This is a genomic window from Paenibacillus sp. FA6 (assembly GCF_051550225.1).
Classification (GTDB): domain Bacteria; phylum Bacillota; class Bacilli; order Paenibacillales; family Paenibacillaceae; genus Paenibacillus_AQ.
Map to the genome: position 1 here is coordinate 4,808,552 of NZ_CP188820.1, position 16,928 is coordinate 4,825,479.

At 43.6% G+C, this 16,928-nt stretch carries 14 protein-coding genes, 2 tRNA genes, 2 rRNA genes and 1 other RNA gene; 1 reads left to right on the plus strand and 18 read right to left on the minus strand.

Going from position 1 to position 16,928, the window contains the following annotated elements; genetic code table 11:
• Positions 1 to 252 precede the first annotated feature (252 nt).
• The 10 genes from ACP8HI_RS21835 to ffs form a co-directional block, all read right to left on the minus strand.
• A tRNA-Ala gene (locus ACP8HI_RS21835) sits at positions 253 to 328 on the minus strand.
• A 25-nt stretch (positions 329 to 353) separates the two neighbouring features.
• Positions 354 to 430, minus strand: a tRNA-Ile gene (locus tag ACP8HI_RS21840).
• A gap of 43 nt (positions 431 to 473) precedes the next feature.
• Positions 474 to 590, minus strand: a 5S ribosomal RNA gene (gene rrf / locus ACP8HI_RS21845).
• Positions 591 to 722: 132 nt separating this feature from the next.
• Positions 723 to 2,280, minus strand: a 16S ribosomal RNA gene (locus ACP8HI_RS21850).
• A gap of 312 nt (positions 2,281 to 2,592) precedes the next feature.
• Positions 2,593 to 2,862 (minus strand): pro-sigmaK processing inhibitor BofA family protein, encoded by a 270-nt coding sequence (locus tag ACP8HI_RS21855; RefSeq protein WP_438348237.1) that lies wholly within the window; start codon positions 2,860 to 2,862, stop codon positions 2,593 to 2,595.
• A gap of 29 nt (positions 2,863 to 2,891) precedes the next feature.
• Positions 2,892 to 3,191, minus strand: a complete 300-nt coding sequence (locus tag ACP8HI_RS21860) for a hypothetical protein (protein ID WP_438348238.1) — start codon at positions 3,189 to 3,191, stop codon at positions 2,892 to 2,894.
• 214 nt (positions 3,192 to 3,405) lie between these two features.
• Positions 3,406 to 4,005, minus strand: coding sequence for a recombination mediator RecR (recR, locus tag ACP8HI_RS21865; RefSeq protein ID WP_438348239.1), 600 nt, complete (start codon positions 4,003 to 4,005; stop codon positions 3,406 to 3,408).
• Positions 4,006 to 4,032: 27 nt separating this feature from the next.
• The gene (locus ACP8HI_RS21870) at positions 4,033 to 4,344 is read right to left on the minus strand and encodes a YbaB/EbfC family nucleoid-associated protein (protein WP_438348240.1); all 312 of its coding nucleotides are present in this window, start codon (positions 4,342 to 4,344) and stop codon (positions 4,033 to 4,035) included.
• Positions 4,345 to 4,378: 34 nt separating this feature from the next.
• Positions 4,379 to 6,133, minus strand: a complete 1,755-nt coding sequence (gene dnaX, locus ACP8HI_RS21875) for a DNA polymerase III subunit gamma/tau (RefSeq protein WP_438348241.1) — start codon at positions 6,131 to 6,133, stop codon at positions 4,379 to 4,381.
• Between the two features lie 272 nt (positions 6,134 to 6,405).
• Positions 6,406 to 6,673, minus strand: an RNA gene (gene ffs, locus ACP8HI_RS21880) — signal recognition particle sRNA large type.
• A gap of 198 nt (positions 6,674 to 6,871) precedes the next feature.
• Here ffs and ACP8HI_RS21885 point away from each other — a divergent pair.
• Positions 6,872 to 7,831, plus strand: a complete 960-nt coding sequence (locus tag ACP8HI_RS21885; protein ID WP_438348242.1) for an NAD(P)H-dependent flavin oxidoreductase — start codon at positions 6,872 to 6,874, stop codon at positions 7,829 to 7,831.
• Positions 7,832 to 7,968: 137 nt separating this feature from the next.
• On the opposite strand, the gene rpmE is transcribed toward ACP8HI_RS21885, so the two are convergent.
• The 8 genes from rpmE to rpoE form a co-directional block, all read right to left on the minus strand.
• Positions 7,969 to 8,166 carry a 50S ribosomal protein L31 gene (gene rpmE / locus ACP8HI_RS21890; RefSeq protein ID WP_438348243.1) on the minus strand — a complete coding sequence of 66 codons (198 nt, stop codon included), beginning with the start codon at positions 8,164 to 8,166 and terminating at the stop codon, positions 7,969 to 7,971.
• Between the two features lie 95 nt (positions 8,167 to 8,261).
• Positions 8,262 to 9,539, minus strand: coding sequence for a radical SAM protein (locus ACP8HI_RS21895; protein ID WP_438348244.1), 1,278 nt, complete (start codon positions 9,537 to 9,539; stop codon positions 8,262 to 8,264).
• A gap of 73 nt (positions 9,540 to 9,612) precedes the next feature.
• Positions 9,613 to 10,992: a transcription termination factor Rho gene (gene rho, locus ACP8HI_RS21900; RefSeq protein WP_438348245.1), complete on the minus strand. Its 1,380-nt coding sequence runs from the start codon at positions 10,990 to 10,992 to the stop codon at positions 9,613 to 9,615.
• Positions 10,993 to 11,061: 69 nt separating this feature from the next.
• Entirely contained in the window at positions 11,062 to 12,315 is a 1,254-nt protein-coding gene (locus ACP8HI_RS21905) for a UDP-N-acetylglucosamine 1-carboxyvinyltransferase (RefSeq protein ID WP_438348246.1), read from the minus strand.
• A gap of 213 nt (positions 12,316 to 12,528) precedes the next feature.
• A complete protein-coding gene (fba, locus tag ACP8HI_RS21910) occupies positions 12,529 to 13,383 on the minus strand; it encodes a class II fructose-1,6-bisphosphate aldolase (protein WP_438348247.1) in 855 nt (284 codons plus the stop codon).
• A gap of 181 nt (positions 13,384 to 13,564) precedes the next feature.
• Positions 13,565 to 13,948 carry a response regulator gene (locus ACP8HI_RS21915; protein WP_438348248.1) on the minus strand — a complete coding sequence of 128 codons (384 nt, stop codon included), beginning with the start codon at positions 13,946 to 13,948 and terminating at the stop codon, positions 13,565 to 13,567.
• Positions 13,949 to 14,169: 221 nt separating this feature from the next.
• Positions 14,170 to 15,771, minus strand: coding sequence for a CTP synthase (locus tag ACP8HI_RS21920; RefSeq protein WP_438348249.1), 1,602 nt, complete (start codon positions 15,769 to 15,771; stop codon positions 14,170 to 14,172).
• A 294-nt stretch (positions 15,772 to 16,065) separates the two neighbouring features.
• Positions 16,066 to 16,608 (minus strand): DNA-directed RNA polymerase subunit delta, encoded by a 543-nt coding sequence (gene rpoE / locus ACP8HI_RS21925; RefSeq protein ID WP_438348250.1) that lies wholly within the window; start codon positions 16,606 to 16,608, stop codon positions 16,066 to 16,068.
• Positions 16,609 to 16,928: the final 320 nt, after the last annotated feature.

Here is a 16,928-nt window from a genome sequence, read left to right on the forward strand (position 1 = left end):
CTCTTTTGTTGCGCTGCTCGCTCTGTTGTCCGCTTATTTCCCCCGTAAACGGTTGAAACAAACTTCCAAAGGATCGATCATCACACCAAATTCGCACGTACATTTTTAGTCCGTATTCAGTAAACTGAATACTCGCTAGCTACTTTTACACTTTGTTTCGTTAACAAGTTAACAAAACGTAGATAAAAAGAATGTTCATTCTAACTTACAAATTCGTTCGTTATCTAGTTTTCAAGGAACAATTAAATAGTTTGGTGGAGCCTAGCGGGATCGAACCGCTGACCTCCTGCTTGCAAGGCAGGCGCTCTCCCAGCTGAGCTAAGGCCCCACAGTATAAAGTTATAAAAAACATATGGTGGGCCCTGGTGGACTCGAACCACCGACCTCACCCTTATCAGAGGTGCGCTCTAACCAACTGAGCTAAGGGCCCTTAAGAATAAAAAACTCTTATGGGATATACCCATAAGGGTTGCGCTTGGCAGCGTCCTACTCTCCCAGGACCCTGCGGTCCAAGTACCATCGGCGCTGGAAGGCTTAACGGTCGTGTTCGGGATGGGTACGCGTGGAACCCTTCCGCTATCGCTACCAAACGCAATGCTGAAAGAATAATTGCTCTTTCAAAACTGACAACGAGTGAGTGTGCGACTTTACATTGTAAAGTCTTACGGTGACCGTAGTCACCGTGTTCGAATGTTTCCGTCTCAGGAAACGATTCTCCATAGAAAGGAGGTGATCCAGCCGCACCTTCCGATACGGCTACCTTGTTACGACTTCACCCCAATCATCTACCCCACCTTCGGCGGCTGGCTCCCTTGCGGGTTACCCCACCGACTTCGGGTGTTGTAAACTCTCGTGGTGTGACGGGCGGTGTGTACAAGACCCGGGAACGTATTCACCGCGGCATGCTGATCCGCGATTACTAGCAATTCCGACTTCATGCAGGCGGGTTGCAGCCTGCAATCCGAACTGAGACCGGCTTTGTTGGGATTGGCTCCATCTCGCGATTTCGCAGCCCGTTGTACCGGCCATTGTAGTACGTGTGTAGCCCAGGTCATAAGGGGCATGATGATTTGACGTCATCCCCACCTTCCTCCGGTTTGTCACCGGCAGTCTGCTTAGAGTGCCCACCATAATGTGCTGGCAACTAAGCATAAGGGTTGCGCTCGTTGCGGGACTTAACCCAACATCTCACGACACGAGCTGACGACAACCATGCACCACCTGTCTCCTCTGTCCCGAAGGCCGCCACTATCTCTAGTGGATTCAGAGGGATGTCAAGACCTGGTAAGGTTCTTCGCGTTGCTTCGAATTAAACCACATACTCCACTGCTTGTGCGGGTCCCCGTCAATTCCTTTGAGTTTCAGTCTTGCGACCGTACTCCCCAGGCGGAGTGCTTAATGTGTTAACTTCGGCACCAAGGGTATCGAAACCCCTAACACCTAGCACTCATCGTTTACGGCGTGGACTACCAGGGTATCTAATCCTGTTTGCTACCCACGCTTTCGCGCCTCAGCGTCAGTTACAGCCCAGAGAGTCGCCTTCGCCACTGGTGTTCCTCCACATATCTACGCATTTCACCGCTACACGTGGAATTCCACTCTCCTCTTCTGTACTCAAGTCACCCAGTTTTCAGTGCGACCCAGGGTTGAGCCCTGGAATTAAACACCAAACTTAAATGACCGCCTGCGCGCGCTTTACGCCCAATAATTCCGGACAACGCTTGCCCCCTACGTATTACCGCGGCTGCTGGCACGTAGTTAGCCGGGGCTTTCTTCTCAGGTACCGTCACCTTGAGAGCAGTTACTCTCCCAAGTGTTCTTCCCTGGCAACAGAGCTTTACGATCCGAAAACCTTCATCACTCACGCGGCGTTGCTCCGTCAGACTTTCGTCCATTGCGGAAGATTCCCTACTGCTGCCTCCCGTAGGAGTCTGGGCCGTGTCTCAGTCCCAGTGTGGCCGTTCACCCTCTCAGGTCGGCTACGCATCGTCGCCTTGGTGAGCCATTACCTCACCAACTAGCTAATGCGCCGCAGGTCCATCTATAAGTGGCAGATTACTCCGCCTTTCAGTATCTCTTCATGTGAAGAAATAAGTTATCCGGTATTAGCTACCGTTTCCGATAGTTATCCCAGTCTTACAGGCAGGTTACCTACGTGTTACTCACCCGTCCGCCGCTGAAATCCCAGAAGTGCAAGCACTTCTGAAATCTCCGCTCGACTTGCATGTATTAGGCACGCCGCCAGCGTTCGTCCTGAGCCAGGATCAAACTCTCCAAGTTAATGAAAAGAGCGATTATGCTCATTTTGAAACATACTGACGAGAATTATTCATTCTCAATCCAAATGATTTCTCATTTGTTTGTTCTCACTTTCGTGAAAACCACTCACTCGTTGTTCAGTTTTCAAAGATCAATTTCTCTTTCGTTAATCGCCAGTTTCTCTCAGCGACAACTTCTATAATATATCATGCTGCCCAGCATTTCGTCAAGCTTTATTTTTCGATATTTTCAATCGATTATTTATGCCTTTCAGCAAGCTTGTCTGCCTTTCAATGGGGCGATTTATAATGTAACACATCAGCACATCAGACGTCAACTCTTCATTATAAATATTTTCAAACCATACAAAAGAGCCACCCCAGGAAGCCCTAATATCGTGACAGTTCCGATAGTAACCGGGTTTAAAGGAATATATACAGCCGTCATCAATCCTGAGAAGTTAACTAGATATATTCCAAGTGAAGCTAATACCATATGTGTTCCAAATACAGTTAACCAACCGAAACCCAACTTCTTCTTAATCACAATATACGTCAAAGCACATAAAGACACGATAAGAATACCTATTACGATCCATTTCATCTAAATTTATTCTCCTTTCTTGATAACCTTTATACAGAATGATCTACGATGCTACCCACCATTTGCTTCTCCACTGAAAAAGGTCTACGATCTATCCCTAAAGTTTTTGCTTTCTTCAAGTGTATTTGATATCTAAGCTCAGCCGCTTCTAACATATAAATAGCATAGTCCACCTGATCTTTACCCACTGCTTCTTCAAAATACATACGTGCCTCTTCCCAGCGAATGAGCGCCTCGGCAATATCCCTATAGAGTTCACCGTGTACCTCATCCCTAGCGAACTCACCCTTTTTAAACACGCTAGCCCAATACCTCTTCATCCCTTTCATAATGCAAATCCCCCTTCTCTCTCGTATCTCCTACTACATACTTATCGAGAAAAGGACAATCTTAGAACCAAGTAGAAACGGCTATGCTGTCCTTTTTCAAGGACGGCACCCGTTTCAGCGGAAATATAAGAATTAAAGTATTAAGTGAAACTTATGCTTTCTTACTATATAAAAAAGAAGCCCTTCACAGGACTTCTCAGCATTCATATTAGAATCAGTGTATCTCACGCCGACCTTCCAATGCCTTGGATAAGGTCACTTCATCCGCATATTCCAAATCTCCGCCTACAGGTAACCCATGCGCAATACGGGTCACTTTAATACCAAAGGGGCGAATCAACCTGGAAACATACATCGATGTTGCTTCGCCCTCAATATTAGCATTCGTGGCCAGAATAAGTTCCGTCACTCGCTCATCACTGAGTCTATTCAACAGTTCCTTTAGACGAATGTCATCAGGACCGATCCCCTCCATAGGAGATATTGCACCTTGAAGAATATGATAATATCCATTAAACTCCTTAGTTCGTTCCATGGCTACGACATCCTTGTGATCTTGAACGACACAGATGACAGATGGATCACGTGTCTTATCCTGACATATACGACAAGGGTCCGTATCCGTAATGTTGCAGCAAATAGAACAGTAGTGAAGGTTCCTCTTTACACTAACGAGCGCCTTAGCGAAATCAATCACATCGTCTTCCTTCATCGTAATGACATGAAATGCCAACCGACTTGCTGTCTTTGGACCAATACCCGGTAGCCGCGTAAATGATTCGATCAGCCTTGCAATAGGTTCGGGATAATACAAAACTAAAAATCTCCTTCTGCTGTGAAATTAGAACAGGCCTGGGATCTTCATTCCGCCTGTGAATTTACCCATATCGTCGTTGGCAAGCTCATCCGCTTTAGTCAGGGCATCATTCACCGCTGTCATCACCAGATCCTGCAGCATTTCAACATCTTCCGGATCAACCGCTTCCGGCTTAATTGTAATGGATATCAATTTCTTATGTCCATTCACTTCCGCGGTGACTACACCTCCACCAGAACTACCTTCCACCATCTTCGTAGCAAGCCCTTCTTGCGCTTTCAACATTTGCTCTTGCATTTTCTTCACTTGTTTCATCATTTGATTCATATTATTCATGAGTATCTCTCCTTTTTGGATGCACTTCTTCGTGCTATTCTTTTATGATTACAAGGTCTTCTCCAAATAATTGAAGAGCCTCGTCAATCCATGGCTCTGATTTCGGTTCTTCATGCTCATGCTCTAGCTTGAGTTCTTCTTTGGCCTTCTGAGTAGATCCTTCGATCTCTTTCATCCAGTCTCGCTGCATAATCGTAACCAAGCGATAAGGTTTCCCAAGCTTCGACTCCATCACATGCTCAATAACCTGCCTGTTCGTCGGTTTCTCAGTTGTCTCTCGGTGGATCGTATTCTTAAAGGCCACCAGAATAGCATCGTCAAGAATGGACACGGGTTCTCCATCCATAAACCAAGCATGGACGGTGACTTTCTCCTCTTTAACTCCTTGAAGAATATGGCCCCACTGTTTCTGAATGGCGGTGAACGGGTCACTATTCATATGAACCAAGTATTGATCCAAATGTTGAGGAAGCTTCGTGGTCGAAGATACCCGTGATGGGGACATCCCTCCAGACGGTCTCGCACTGGCACTAGAATCACGACCACTACCCGAAGGAGCCCCTCCTGATTGCATGAAACGTTCAAGCTTCTTCTCAAGTGCGACCACCTGCTGTTTCAGAAGGACTATCTCTCCTGAATCCGCGGGTAAGGAAGCGTGCGGTCTTTCATTGGAGAACTCCATCTTAACCAACTCTTGAGCACCCTGCGGTATGTTGCATAACTTGAGAAGCGCCACTTCAAATAGCATCTGCGGTTGTGAAGCATATTTCATCTCACTTTGATAGTGATTCAAAATATCAATCATTTGGAATAATTGCTCTCGAGAGAACGTCTCTGCCATTTCTTTATACTCTTGCGGATTCAACACCCTATCCGTCAACTTATCCGCATGTGGAACCATCTTGATCATCAGTAGATCTCGGAAATAGAACAGCAGGTTCTCCATGCACTTATCTGCACTCTTACCCTCCTGCATGAAATCCTCTACCATCTGTAGCACCAAGCCAATATCTCCATTAATTAGTCCCTGAGCCAATAGTCCGAACTGTTCAGAGGCAATGCCACCCGTCATATTCAGAACCTGCTGATAGGATACAACGTCCTCTGTAAAGGATGCAATTTGATCCAGGATACTAAGCGCATCCCGCATCCCACCATCCGATAATCGGGCAATGTATTGGAGTGCATCATCTTCTGCCTTAATACCTTCTTCTTCGCAAATACGACGCAACCTCTCTGTCTGTTCATCAAGAGATACTCTACGGAAGTCAAAACGCTGACACCGCGAAATAATCGTTGCCGGTAGCTTATGCGGTTCTGTCGTCGCCAGAATAAACATCACATGCGGAGGTGGCTCCTCTAATGTCTTCAACAAAGCATTAAAGGCTTCCGTCGTCAGCATATGCACTTCATCAATAATATAAACCTTTTGTCTAACTTCCGTAGGCGCATATTTAACCTTCTCACGCAAATCACGGATTTCATCCACACCCCGGTTGGATGCGGCATCAATCTCTTGAACATCCATGACCGCTCCAGCCGTTATCCGACGACAGGATTCACACTCATTGCAAGGTTCTGGCTCAGGTCCTCGCTCGCAGTTTACCGCTTTTGCTAGAATTTTAGCCGCACTTGTCTTCCCAGTCCCCCGTGGCCCGCTGAACAGGTAGGCATGAGAAACTCGCTGTTCACGTATTGCGTTCTGCAGCGTTTGAATAATATGCTGTTGTCCCACCATGTCTTGAAAAGACTGCGGCCGCCAAGCACGATACAGCGCTATATGTTCCACTTTGCTTTACCCTCTTTCAACTTCCACTTCATGACGCTTAGTCGCTTCATTAGTATACTATATTCCCGTCCTCTGCAAAACTTCAATTCACAGAACTTATATTTAAATAAACAAGTGGAGACGGATACCGTCCTTTTTTCAAGGATGGTATCCGTCTCCACTGAAATATAAGAACTAGAGTATCAAGTGAAACTTACACTTTCTTATATTTTGAAAAAGCACCTTCACCGAGTGGCAAAGATGCAAGTAAATTTCTAATATGAATAACAAGACCGTGCACCCGTTATTGATAATTGCGATCCAAGCGGCAACCCTGTGTAGCTACTCGAGCTAGGCTTCCCTTCGGCACAAGAGTAACTTGCTTATGGCTGCTTCCTTCCGGACCTGACCAGGTTCACAAGCACTCATTGCGAAGGACCCAACTGTCAACATAGCACACAGGGACCAAGACCTTACATCAACAAAACCTCTAACGGGAATTCAACCTCGCTACAGCGGATTGCGAGTTACAGGGCACCGCTACCTCCCCGTCTAGCACGGTGAAAACAAGTATATATCATGAGTGTACAAAAATCAACCCGATAATGAGACCTAGATTTTTACACTAAGTTACACTAAGCATTTAAGCCAACATGAGTTGTATCACATCGGCAACCTTTTAACTGTGGTATTTTTTATAAATATTACTCTTTCGAGTTCTATTAAAGATTCATAAAAACAGTGAACAGGGGTGTGCAATTGAACTTACCAACAATCCAATTCGGGCATATTAAATCGAGAGTTCCTATTATTCAAGGAGGTATGGGCGTTGGCATTTCCTTAAGTGGGCTTGCCGCTGCCGTAGCTAATGCAGGTGGAATTGGTACTATTTCTGGTACAGGCATTTCCACCGATGAACTTAGAATGCATATTCGCAGAACAAGGGAACTAACCAAAGGAATTGGATTTATCGGGGTAAACGTATTATTTGCGGTGAAGGACTTTTCCGAAAAGATGAAAACTGCTTTGGAAGAAAAAGTGGATTTCATTATTTCAGGAGCTGGAATTTCTAGAGATATGTATGCGTGGGGAAAAGAGAATGGCACACCCGTAATTTCTATTGTTTCATCCGCCAAATTAGCTAGACTTTCTGAAAAGTTAGGCGCCTCAGCTGTAGTTGTAGAAGGTTGTGAAGCCGGGGGGCATCTGGGTACAGACAGATCCATGTTTGATATTCTTCCAGAAGTGGTGGAAGCCGTTACTATTCCAGTCATTGCCGCAGGTGGTATTTTGACAGGTGAAGATGTTGCCAAAGCAATTCGGATCGGTGCAGCTGGTGTTCAAATGGGTACCCGTTTCGTAGCCAGCAATGAATGTGATGCTCCTCTGGCATTCAAACAGACATATGTGAACGCTCAACAAGGAGATACCGTCTTGGTTAAGACCACGGTAGGATTACAGGCAAGGGCGATTAGAAATGAATTTACAGATCGGATAAGTGGTGATTCCAAACTTAAAATAGCCAAATGCTATAGTTGCCTTAAAGTTTGTTCACACCGATTCTGCACCATGGAATCCTTACTCGCCCCTCTTAGGGGTGATATTCGGAATGGTTTAATTTTTGCCGGGACCAGAGTGCATGAGATTAAAGAGATTTTGTCTGTGCAGCAAATTATCGATAATGTCATGGAAGAATACCATAGGGTCGCGATTACTTAACCTTCACTATTTGGAGAATTCATCCTAGAGATAACTCCTATGCTAGGCATACTATCAAAAAAAATCCCCTATCTCTGTAAAGAGTAGGGGATTTTGCATGTTTGGTTGCTTAAGCTGCTAAGAAGCATACGTCAAAATTAGATGCCGTATTTCTTCTTAAATTTATCAACGCGACCACCAGCATCCAGGAATTTTTGTTTCCCAGTATAGAACGGATGGCAGTTGGAGCAAATTTCTACGCGAAGGTTTTCTTTAACAGAACCCGCTTCAAATGTATTACCACAAGCACAAGTTGCTGTAGTAACGTGAAATTTCGGTTGGATTGATTCTTGCATGACTTTCACCTCTTTCCGCCCTGAGTCTCATGTGGACACAGAGTTATAGGACACATAATAGCATTTTAGCAGGTTAGCTTATCATGTGCAATATATTATTTATTTATAACGATTGCTTTGGGACGGATCATACCGGCTGGAGGAACATGCGTAAAGGAACCGATCACAACATCCGGTAACTCCGCTTTAAATATATCGATCATCTGTTTCATTCCTAATATCTCACCTTGTGCAGGAGGAATGATCTCCAGATAACTTTCAGGATCAATGTTCAAATTACGCATTTGAATCAATTTCAGCCCTGTACGTCGGCAGAATTCCACCATAGCTTCGATCTCTTCTTCACGATCTGTTACACCAGGGAAAATCAAATAGTTAATCGAAGTGTAGACGCCTTGATCTGTTGCATAGCGCAGTGACTTCTCTACGTTAGCCAAATTATATCCCCTCGGCTTATAGTAGGCGTTGTAATGATCATCTAGTGCGCTTATCGTACTGACACGCATAAGGTCGAGACCCGCATCCACAATGCCGCGAATATGATCACTAAGTCCCGCATTCGTATTAATATTGATATAACCCATATCCGTAATCGATCTAACCTCACGGATCGCATCGATAATAATCTTAGCTTGTGTTGATGGTTCACCCTCACAGCCCTGTCCGAAGCTAACGATGGAATCAGGCGCCTTAAGGTGCTCTAGCATAACTTCTACTAGTTCATCGACTCTCGGACGGAAATCCATACGGGTCTGAGGTGACACAAAGCCACTATCATCCGGTTGCTCGGAAATACAACCGAAGCATCCCGCATTACAAGAGTGCGACACGGGCACCGCACCTTCCCAACGGTTAAGAAACGTATTGGACGATGTGAGACATTCATACCCTAAAGCACAATTTGATAAATGGGCATACAACCTATTATCCGGGTATTTCTCAGTTAACCGTTGCACACCGACATTCAGAGCATCCGTATCACAATTTAAAGGATTCCATTTCTCAGGATCATCCGTTAAATGGGCCGCAACAAAGAACTTACCGTCCTTCCATACGACAGCTGAATAACCGAATAAAGGTAGCTTGTACTCCTTATCCGTCTTCACATAGCCCGGAAGACATAGTCTTGTATACCCTTGCGGTAGAAGCGCTCCAACGGCCTGGGCATCGTTTGGCAGGGACATCATTTCGCCACTTACCGGATCCATTCCCACGGCACGGGTACTTGGTAGCCCTACTAATGTAGCGCCCTCAGGCAATGGAATAAGCTCATCTTCCATCATTTCAACGATCATATCGCCGCTTCGGGCAAGCCCATAGAGCGTAGGATGATCAAATACATTTCCTTGTTCGTCTGCATATACCAGATACATGATGTTCTCCTTTTTCTAAACAAAATACTATATTTTATCACATGAAATTCCATTCATGGTGGGTTGTTAAAGCCTATGACGATGAAGTCACAGAAGTTGAGGTCGTGCGAGGTGTTCTACGTGCAGCGCTAGGCTTGCTGCTACTGTTACTGCCGTTACCGCTGTTACTACTATTACTGCTACCACCACTATTGCTCGGTTTCACTGTAGATGTAGCATCAAAAGAAGCAATAAACTCGTCATTTGTCTTACAGTCACGTAGCTTCTTCAGGAATCCATCAACAAATTCAATCGAATCATTCATATTCTTACGAATAGCCCAGATTGTATCTAATTCTTCCTTATTCAGTAAGACTTCCTCACGACGTGTGCCTGAACGACGAATATCAATTGCAGGGAAAATACGACGTTCTGCCAACTTACGATCAAGATGCAGTTCCATGTTCCCCGTACCTTTAAATTCTTCATATATAATATCATCCATCCGTGAACCCGTATCAACCAAAGCTGTTGCAAGGATGGTCAAGCTACCGCCCTCTTCCACATTTCGTGCTGCACCAAAGAATCGTTTGGGGCGATGAAATGCTGCGGGATCAATCCCTCCGCTGAGTGTACGACCAGATGGAGGAACCACTAAGTTATATGCACGAGCTAACCGAGTAAGACTATCCATAAGAATGACAACATCCTTTTTATGTTCAACCAACCGTAACGCACGTTCTAAGACCAATTCTGCCACTTTAATATGATTTTCTGGCAATTCATCAAACGTGGAAGCAATAACTTCCCCTTTTACAGAACGTTGCATATCCGTCACTTCTTCAGGTCGCTCATCAATGAGTAGTACAAAAAGTGAAATTTCAGGGTAGTTTGTTGAGATGCTGTTGGCAATTTCTTTCAAGAGGAGCGTTTTTCCTGCTTTTGGAGGTGCTACAATGAGTCCCCGTTGTCCCAAACCTACAGGTGCGAGTAAATCCATAATGCGTGTGGACAAATGAGTTGGGGATGTTTCAAGTATAATTTTCTTTTCTGGATATAGAGGAGTTAATGCTGGAAAATGTAGTCGTTCTGCTGCGGTCTGAGGATTCTCTCCATTTACTGCGTTAACCTGAAGCAATCCAAAATATCGTTCATTCTCTTTCGGGGTTCTACATTTACCAGATACTAAATCTCCTGTCCGTAAATCAAACTTGCGAATTTGCGAGGCGGAAATGTATATATCTTGAGTACTCGGAAGATAATTAATCGGTCTAAGAAATCCATACCCTTCTGAGAGTATCTCCAGTACACCTTCCATGAACATCAATCCACTTTGCTCCGCTTGTTCACGCAAAATAGCAAATATCAATTCTCTTTTCTTCAACTGACCATAGTACGGTATCTGGTATTGCTTCGCCAGTTTGTACAGATCGGTTAGCTTCATTTCTTCCAAATCGGAAATTTGCAGATCCATTTGATAACCACCTATTCAATTTTTTAATTCCATATGTTGTTGATTATAATTCACTCTTGGAGTTATTCTTTATTCCGTTTCGCGCCAAATCTCTGCACCTAAACGGCGAAAGTTCTCAACCAAATAGTCATATCCACGATCAATAAACTCCACACCGCTAACTTCCGTAATTCCTTCTTCAACAGTAAGTCCAGCAATAACAAGTGCCGCTCCTGCACGCAAATCGGTCGCCGTGACCTTAGCAGCATTCAAACGACTTCCCTCAATAATAGCAGAACGTCCTTCAACGCGAATCTTCGCTCCCATGCGAACTAGTTCAGGGACATGTTTGAATCGGCTACTGTAGACGAAATCACTAAGTACACTAACTCCATCTGCCTGTGTAAGAAGACTTGTCATAGGTGACTGTAGATCTGTGGGGAACCCAGGGTACACCAAAGCTTTCACATCTACTGATTCATAATTTGCATGACCAATAACGCGAATACTCTCATCTAATTCTTCAATGCGCACGCCCATCTCTAACAATTTAGCAGTCATCGCTTCCATATGTTTCGGAATCACATTGTCAATAACGACATCACCACGCGTGGCAGCCGCTGCAATCATATAAGTACCAGCTTGAATTCGATCGGGAATAATGGAATGTCGGCAACCGTGAAGTTCAGAGACACCCTCGATACGGATCGTTTCCGTACCAGCGCCTTTGATTACGGCTCCCATGGAATTGAGGAGTGTTGCTACATCTATAATCTCAGGCTCTTTAGCCGCATTTTCAATGGTAGTGGAACCTATAGCTCGAGATGCAGCCAGCATAATATTAATCGTGGCTCCAACGCTAGAAACATCTAAATAAATCTTGGCTCCTCTAAGCTCTTTAGCGTACAGGTGAATAGAACCATGTTCATTCGTCACCGTCGCACCTAAAGCTTCAAATCCTTTAATATGTTGATCTATTGGACGAGGTTCAAAGTTGCAACCACCTGGCAATCCAATCGTAGCTTCTTTAAATTTCCCAAGAAGTGCTCCCATCATATAATAGGAGGCTCGTAATTTCTTAACTGATCCATTTGGCATCGGTATAGACTTAATCTGGGTTGGGTCAATTCTCATCTGAGAGCCTTCCCGTGTTACCTTCGCCCCTAATTCTTCCAGAATATCAGCAAATACCGCAACATCACTAAGAAGAGGCAAGTTGTCCAGAACAACTTCAGATTCTGCCAATATAGCAGCAGGAATCAAGGCAATGGCGCTGTTCTTGGCGCCGCTGATGGATACCGTGCCCTGCAGTGGACGCCCACCAGTGATCATCAATTTTTCCATAAGCTTAAATGTCCCCCTACGCGTTTTGCAGTCAGTAACAACAAGTGCTATCAGCTTTTGGGTCATGTTGGATTAACCATCCATGACGCAATTGCTTGACAATCCATCATATGAAAATGGAAAGACACCGTCTTAGCGGTGTGCTCTCCATATCAAACTATTCAGCTGGACAGTGTTCATTCATCTGCCCTGATTGCACATTATAGAAAGTTATTACGCTTGGTTACTAGAACCGAACTCACGCATTTTACCAATAACTGTTTGTTTGATCGCTTCACGACCTGGTACGATAAATGTACGAGGATCATAAGCATCTGGCTTCGCAGCAAGTGTTTCACGAACTGCTTTTGCGAATACGATTTGGTTCTCTGTGTTCACGTTGATCTTGGAAGTACCCAACGAGATTGCTTTTTTAATATCATGTGTAGGGATACCTGTACCACCGTGAAGAACAAGCGGAAGGCTAATTGCATTGCAAATCTCTTCCATTTGTGCAAAACCTAGGTTCGGTTGACCTTTGTATGGTCCATGAACTGAACCAAGTGCTGGAGCTAGTGTATCAATACCAGTCTCATTAACGATACGTATGCAATCTTCAAGCTTCGCATACATTACATCACCGATAACGTCATCTTCTTGACCGCCAACCATTCCAACTTCTGCTTCAACAGAAACACCTTTGGAGTGAGCATATTCAACGACTTTCTTCGTCATTGCGATATTTTCGTCGATTGGGCTATGTGAGCCATCAATCATAACGGATGGGAATCCAGCGTCGATTGCTTCTTTACATTTCTCGAAGCTCGAACCATGGTCAAGGTGAATAGCTACAGGAACTGTGATCTTCATATCTATCAAGAGTCCTTCTACCATCTTAACAATAGTAGTGAATCCGCCCATGTGGCGTGCTGCTCCCTCGGAAACTCCAAGGATTACTGGTGACTTCTCTTCTTCTGCGGCACCAAGAATCGCTTGTGTCCACTCCAGGTTATTGATGTTGTATTGACCCACTGCGTACTTTCCTTTTAGTGCTTTGTTTAACATGTCTGTCATAGATACTAATGGCATGGTTTCAATCCTCCTAAAAATGTTGGTTTTGTCTATATTATTAATCCGACATCTCATACAAGCTATATTATACCACATCGCATCCAAAATGCTAAACATGCATTTCCCACGTTATAAACATGTTGAACCAGACGGTACGATGCCGTCTATTAAGCTTACCTATGTAATTAATCTGATGTGGTCAGTTGTAATTCTCCAATGGTTTATTTAACTGTGTATTTACAGCCACTCTCATTTCATCAATATCAAAAGGCTTCGTGAAATGCATCAGTGCACCTAGATCCGTTGCTTCTTTAATCATATCTAGTTCTCCGTATGCTGTCATCATGATGACGTTAATATCGACATTGATTTCTTTGATGTATTTCAGAATTTCAAGCCCATCCATCCCTGGTATTTTCATATCCAGTAGCACTAGATCTGGTGACTCACGCTGAACAAGCTCTAATGCAAGTTTGCCATTCGCTGCCTGAAACGTATTATATCCTTCGCTGTTGAACACTTCCGTCAATAGAATACGAATACCATTCTGGTCATCTACGATTAATAACTTCTTCTTGTCCACCTGCTAACACCCTCCCGAAGGTCCATTCTATTTACTTCTCAAAACAGCTTCCTCTATTCTCAATTAGTACCAATTTGTGCTATTCTCTATCTACTGTCCAAATTCCTGCAACATCATTGGAATTAACAAAAAAAAGCCTCTCTAGTCATCTCATTGCAGAAAGCTACTTAGTAAAACCCAAGCTTTGCAATGATGTCCTAAAGAGGCTCGTATATGATGGATTATCCTTGATATTTAACAGATGCTTTAACAAATTCACGAAACAATGGTTGAGGACGGTTCGGGCGAGAGACGAATTCTGGATGGAATTGCACTGCCAAGAACCATGGGTGTCCGGGAAGCTCAACAATTTCGACTAGACGTCCATCAGGAGAAGTCCCTGATATAACTAGCCCAGCTTGTTCTACCGCCTCACGATATTCATTGTTGAATTCGTAGCGATGACGGTGTCTTTCATAGACCAATTCATCATTATAGCAGCTCATAGCTAATGATCCAGGTTGCAATTTACAAGGATATAGCCCTAAGCGCATTGTACCACCTAGATCTTCAATATCTTTCTGTTCTGGCAACAAATCAATGACAGGGTACTCCGTTGATGGATTAATCTCTGTACTATTCGCACCTTCAAGACCCATAACAGAACGAGCGTACTCAATAACGCCCACTTGCATACCAAGGCAAATTCCAAAGAAAGGAATATTGTTCTCACGAACATATCGAATAGCCGTAATCTTACCCTCGATACCGCGATCCCCAAATCCGCCTGGTACGAGAATACCGCTTATACCATGAAGTATCTCGTTCACATTGTTCTCTGTGATTTCTTCTGCATTGACCCAACGGACCTTCACTTCAACATTTGCATCAAAACCTGCATGAGATAAAGATTCTACAACGCTCAAATAAGCATCGTGTAACGCCACGTATTTACCTACAATAGCAATCTCAACAGTCTTATCCAGCTTCTGGATTCGCTCCACAAGGCTTTCCCACTCTGTCATATCCGCCAAAGGGGTAGTCAACTTCAAATGATTGACAACGATCTCGTCAAGCCCTTCATCACGTAGATTAAGAGGTACTTCATACAGTGTAGCTGCATCACGGCATTCAACGACTGCACCTTCATCAATATCACAGAATAGCGCAATCTTCGCCTTCATATCTGCAGAAAGTTCATGCTCCGTACGACATACAATCACATTCGGTTGAATACCGATGCTACGTAATTCCTTGACACTATGTTGAGTAGGCTTCGTCTTCACTTCACCAGCAGCCTTAATATATGGAATGAGTGTAACGTGAATATACATTACATTCTCGCGACCGATTTCACTCTTAATTTGGCGAATAGCTTCAAGAAAAGGAAGACTTTCGATATCCCCTACGGTTCCACCAATCTCAGTAATGACAACATCAGATCCAGCCTCACGTCCTGCACGATATACACGCTCTTTGATCTCATTCGTAATATGAGGAATAACTTGAACCGTTCCACCTAAGTACTCACCGCGACGTTCTTTGCTTATGACCGTGGAATAAATTTTACCCGTGGTCACGTTACTATTCTTAGATAAATTGATATCAATAAATCTTTCATAGTGACCAAGATCTAAATCCGTCTCAGCTCCATCGTCTGTCACAAACACTTCACCATGCTGGTAAGGACTCATCGTTCCAGGATCCATATTCAAATATGGGTCAAATTTCTGAATCGTTACTTTTAATCCTCTATTCTTGAGCAATCTTCCTAGTGATGCAGCGGTAATCCCTTTACCTAAGGAAGATACAACTCCACCGGTTACAAAAATATACTTTGTCACTGTAAAAAAACCTCCTATTTTAAGTCCAGAAATTCAGGCGACATATGATATTTATCCTAACCTATATACAATTCCTTACTCCTGATGTTACATAGCAATACATCATTCACAAACCCATCTAAAAAAACAAAAAAGTGACACCCGTAGTACGGGGGCACTTTTTATCATTTCAAATATTATTCAAGTTCAATCATAAGCCCATGCAATAGTTTACTCCGTGACATGTGCTCTGTCAAGAGAGGAATAAATTATTCACAACTGTAACATCAAACTGAGAATAAATTCACTAAACATTTATTTGTCGTCATCTTCGGTATCATCAGATTCTTCATCAGATTCCTCGTCAGCATCATCCAAATCCTCGTCTTCTATTACAACATCTTCATCTTCAGCTTCTTCTTCTTCTTCAGAATCACTATAAGCATCATCATGATCCTCATCAATTCTGTCAAAGTCTTCCGCCTCTTCAGCGCTAAATGTTTCTTCTTCTTCGGCAAAGTCGTCGTCTTCTAAATCATCTTCATCATTAATGATGCGCGGACGCTTTGCATTAGCAACCGGATCTTCAGAACGATCCGCAGGATACCACCGTTTCAAACCCCACAGATTAGTTCCGACACAAGCAAACCGTCCATCAATATTGATCTCGGTATATAACTGTGCAATCAGATCATTCATCTGCTTTTCATTCAGACCACGCTGTTTCGCTACCTCTGCCATTAGATCAAGATAATAGAAGGGCGTATTAACAGTTTTTAAAATGACAAAAGCCAAATCTACCATCGGCATTTCTTTGATTACTTCTGGATCAAGTTTCAATAGGAGCGGTGCACTCACTTATGAACACTTCCTCTCACGCAATGTGCATAATACACGTAATATTTATCTAAATATCCGTTAACACAATCAAGTAAAACCTATTTGGGATTAAAATGCAAGTTTTTATATTCAAGTGTTTGCTATGTCAAGTACGACCATGTTTGACAATCACTTCTTGCATCAAAAAATGTTAAAAAAGGCAGAGCTCCCTCTGCCTTCTGACTGTATCCTTCCCCTGAGGACGAAACTCCTTGCGGGAGTGTGTAAGAGATATCTGGTCTCTTCTCTTTATATTATGTACACAGCTTCCTTATTGACAACGAATCTGTGCCTATTTT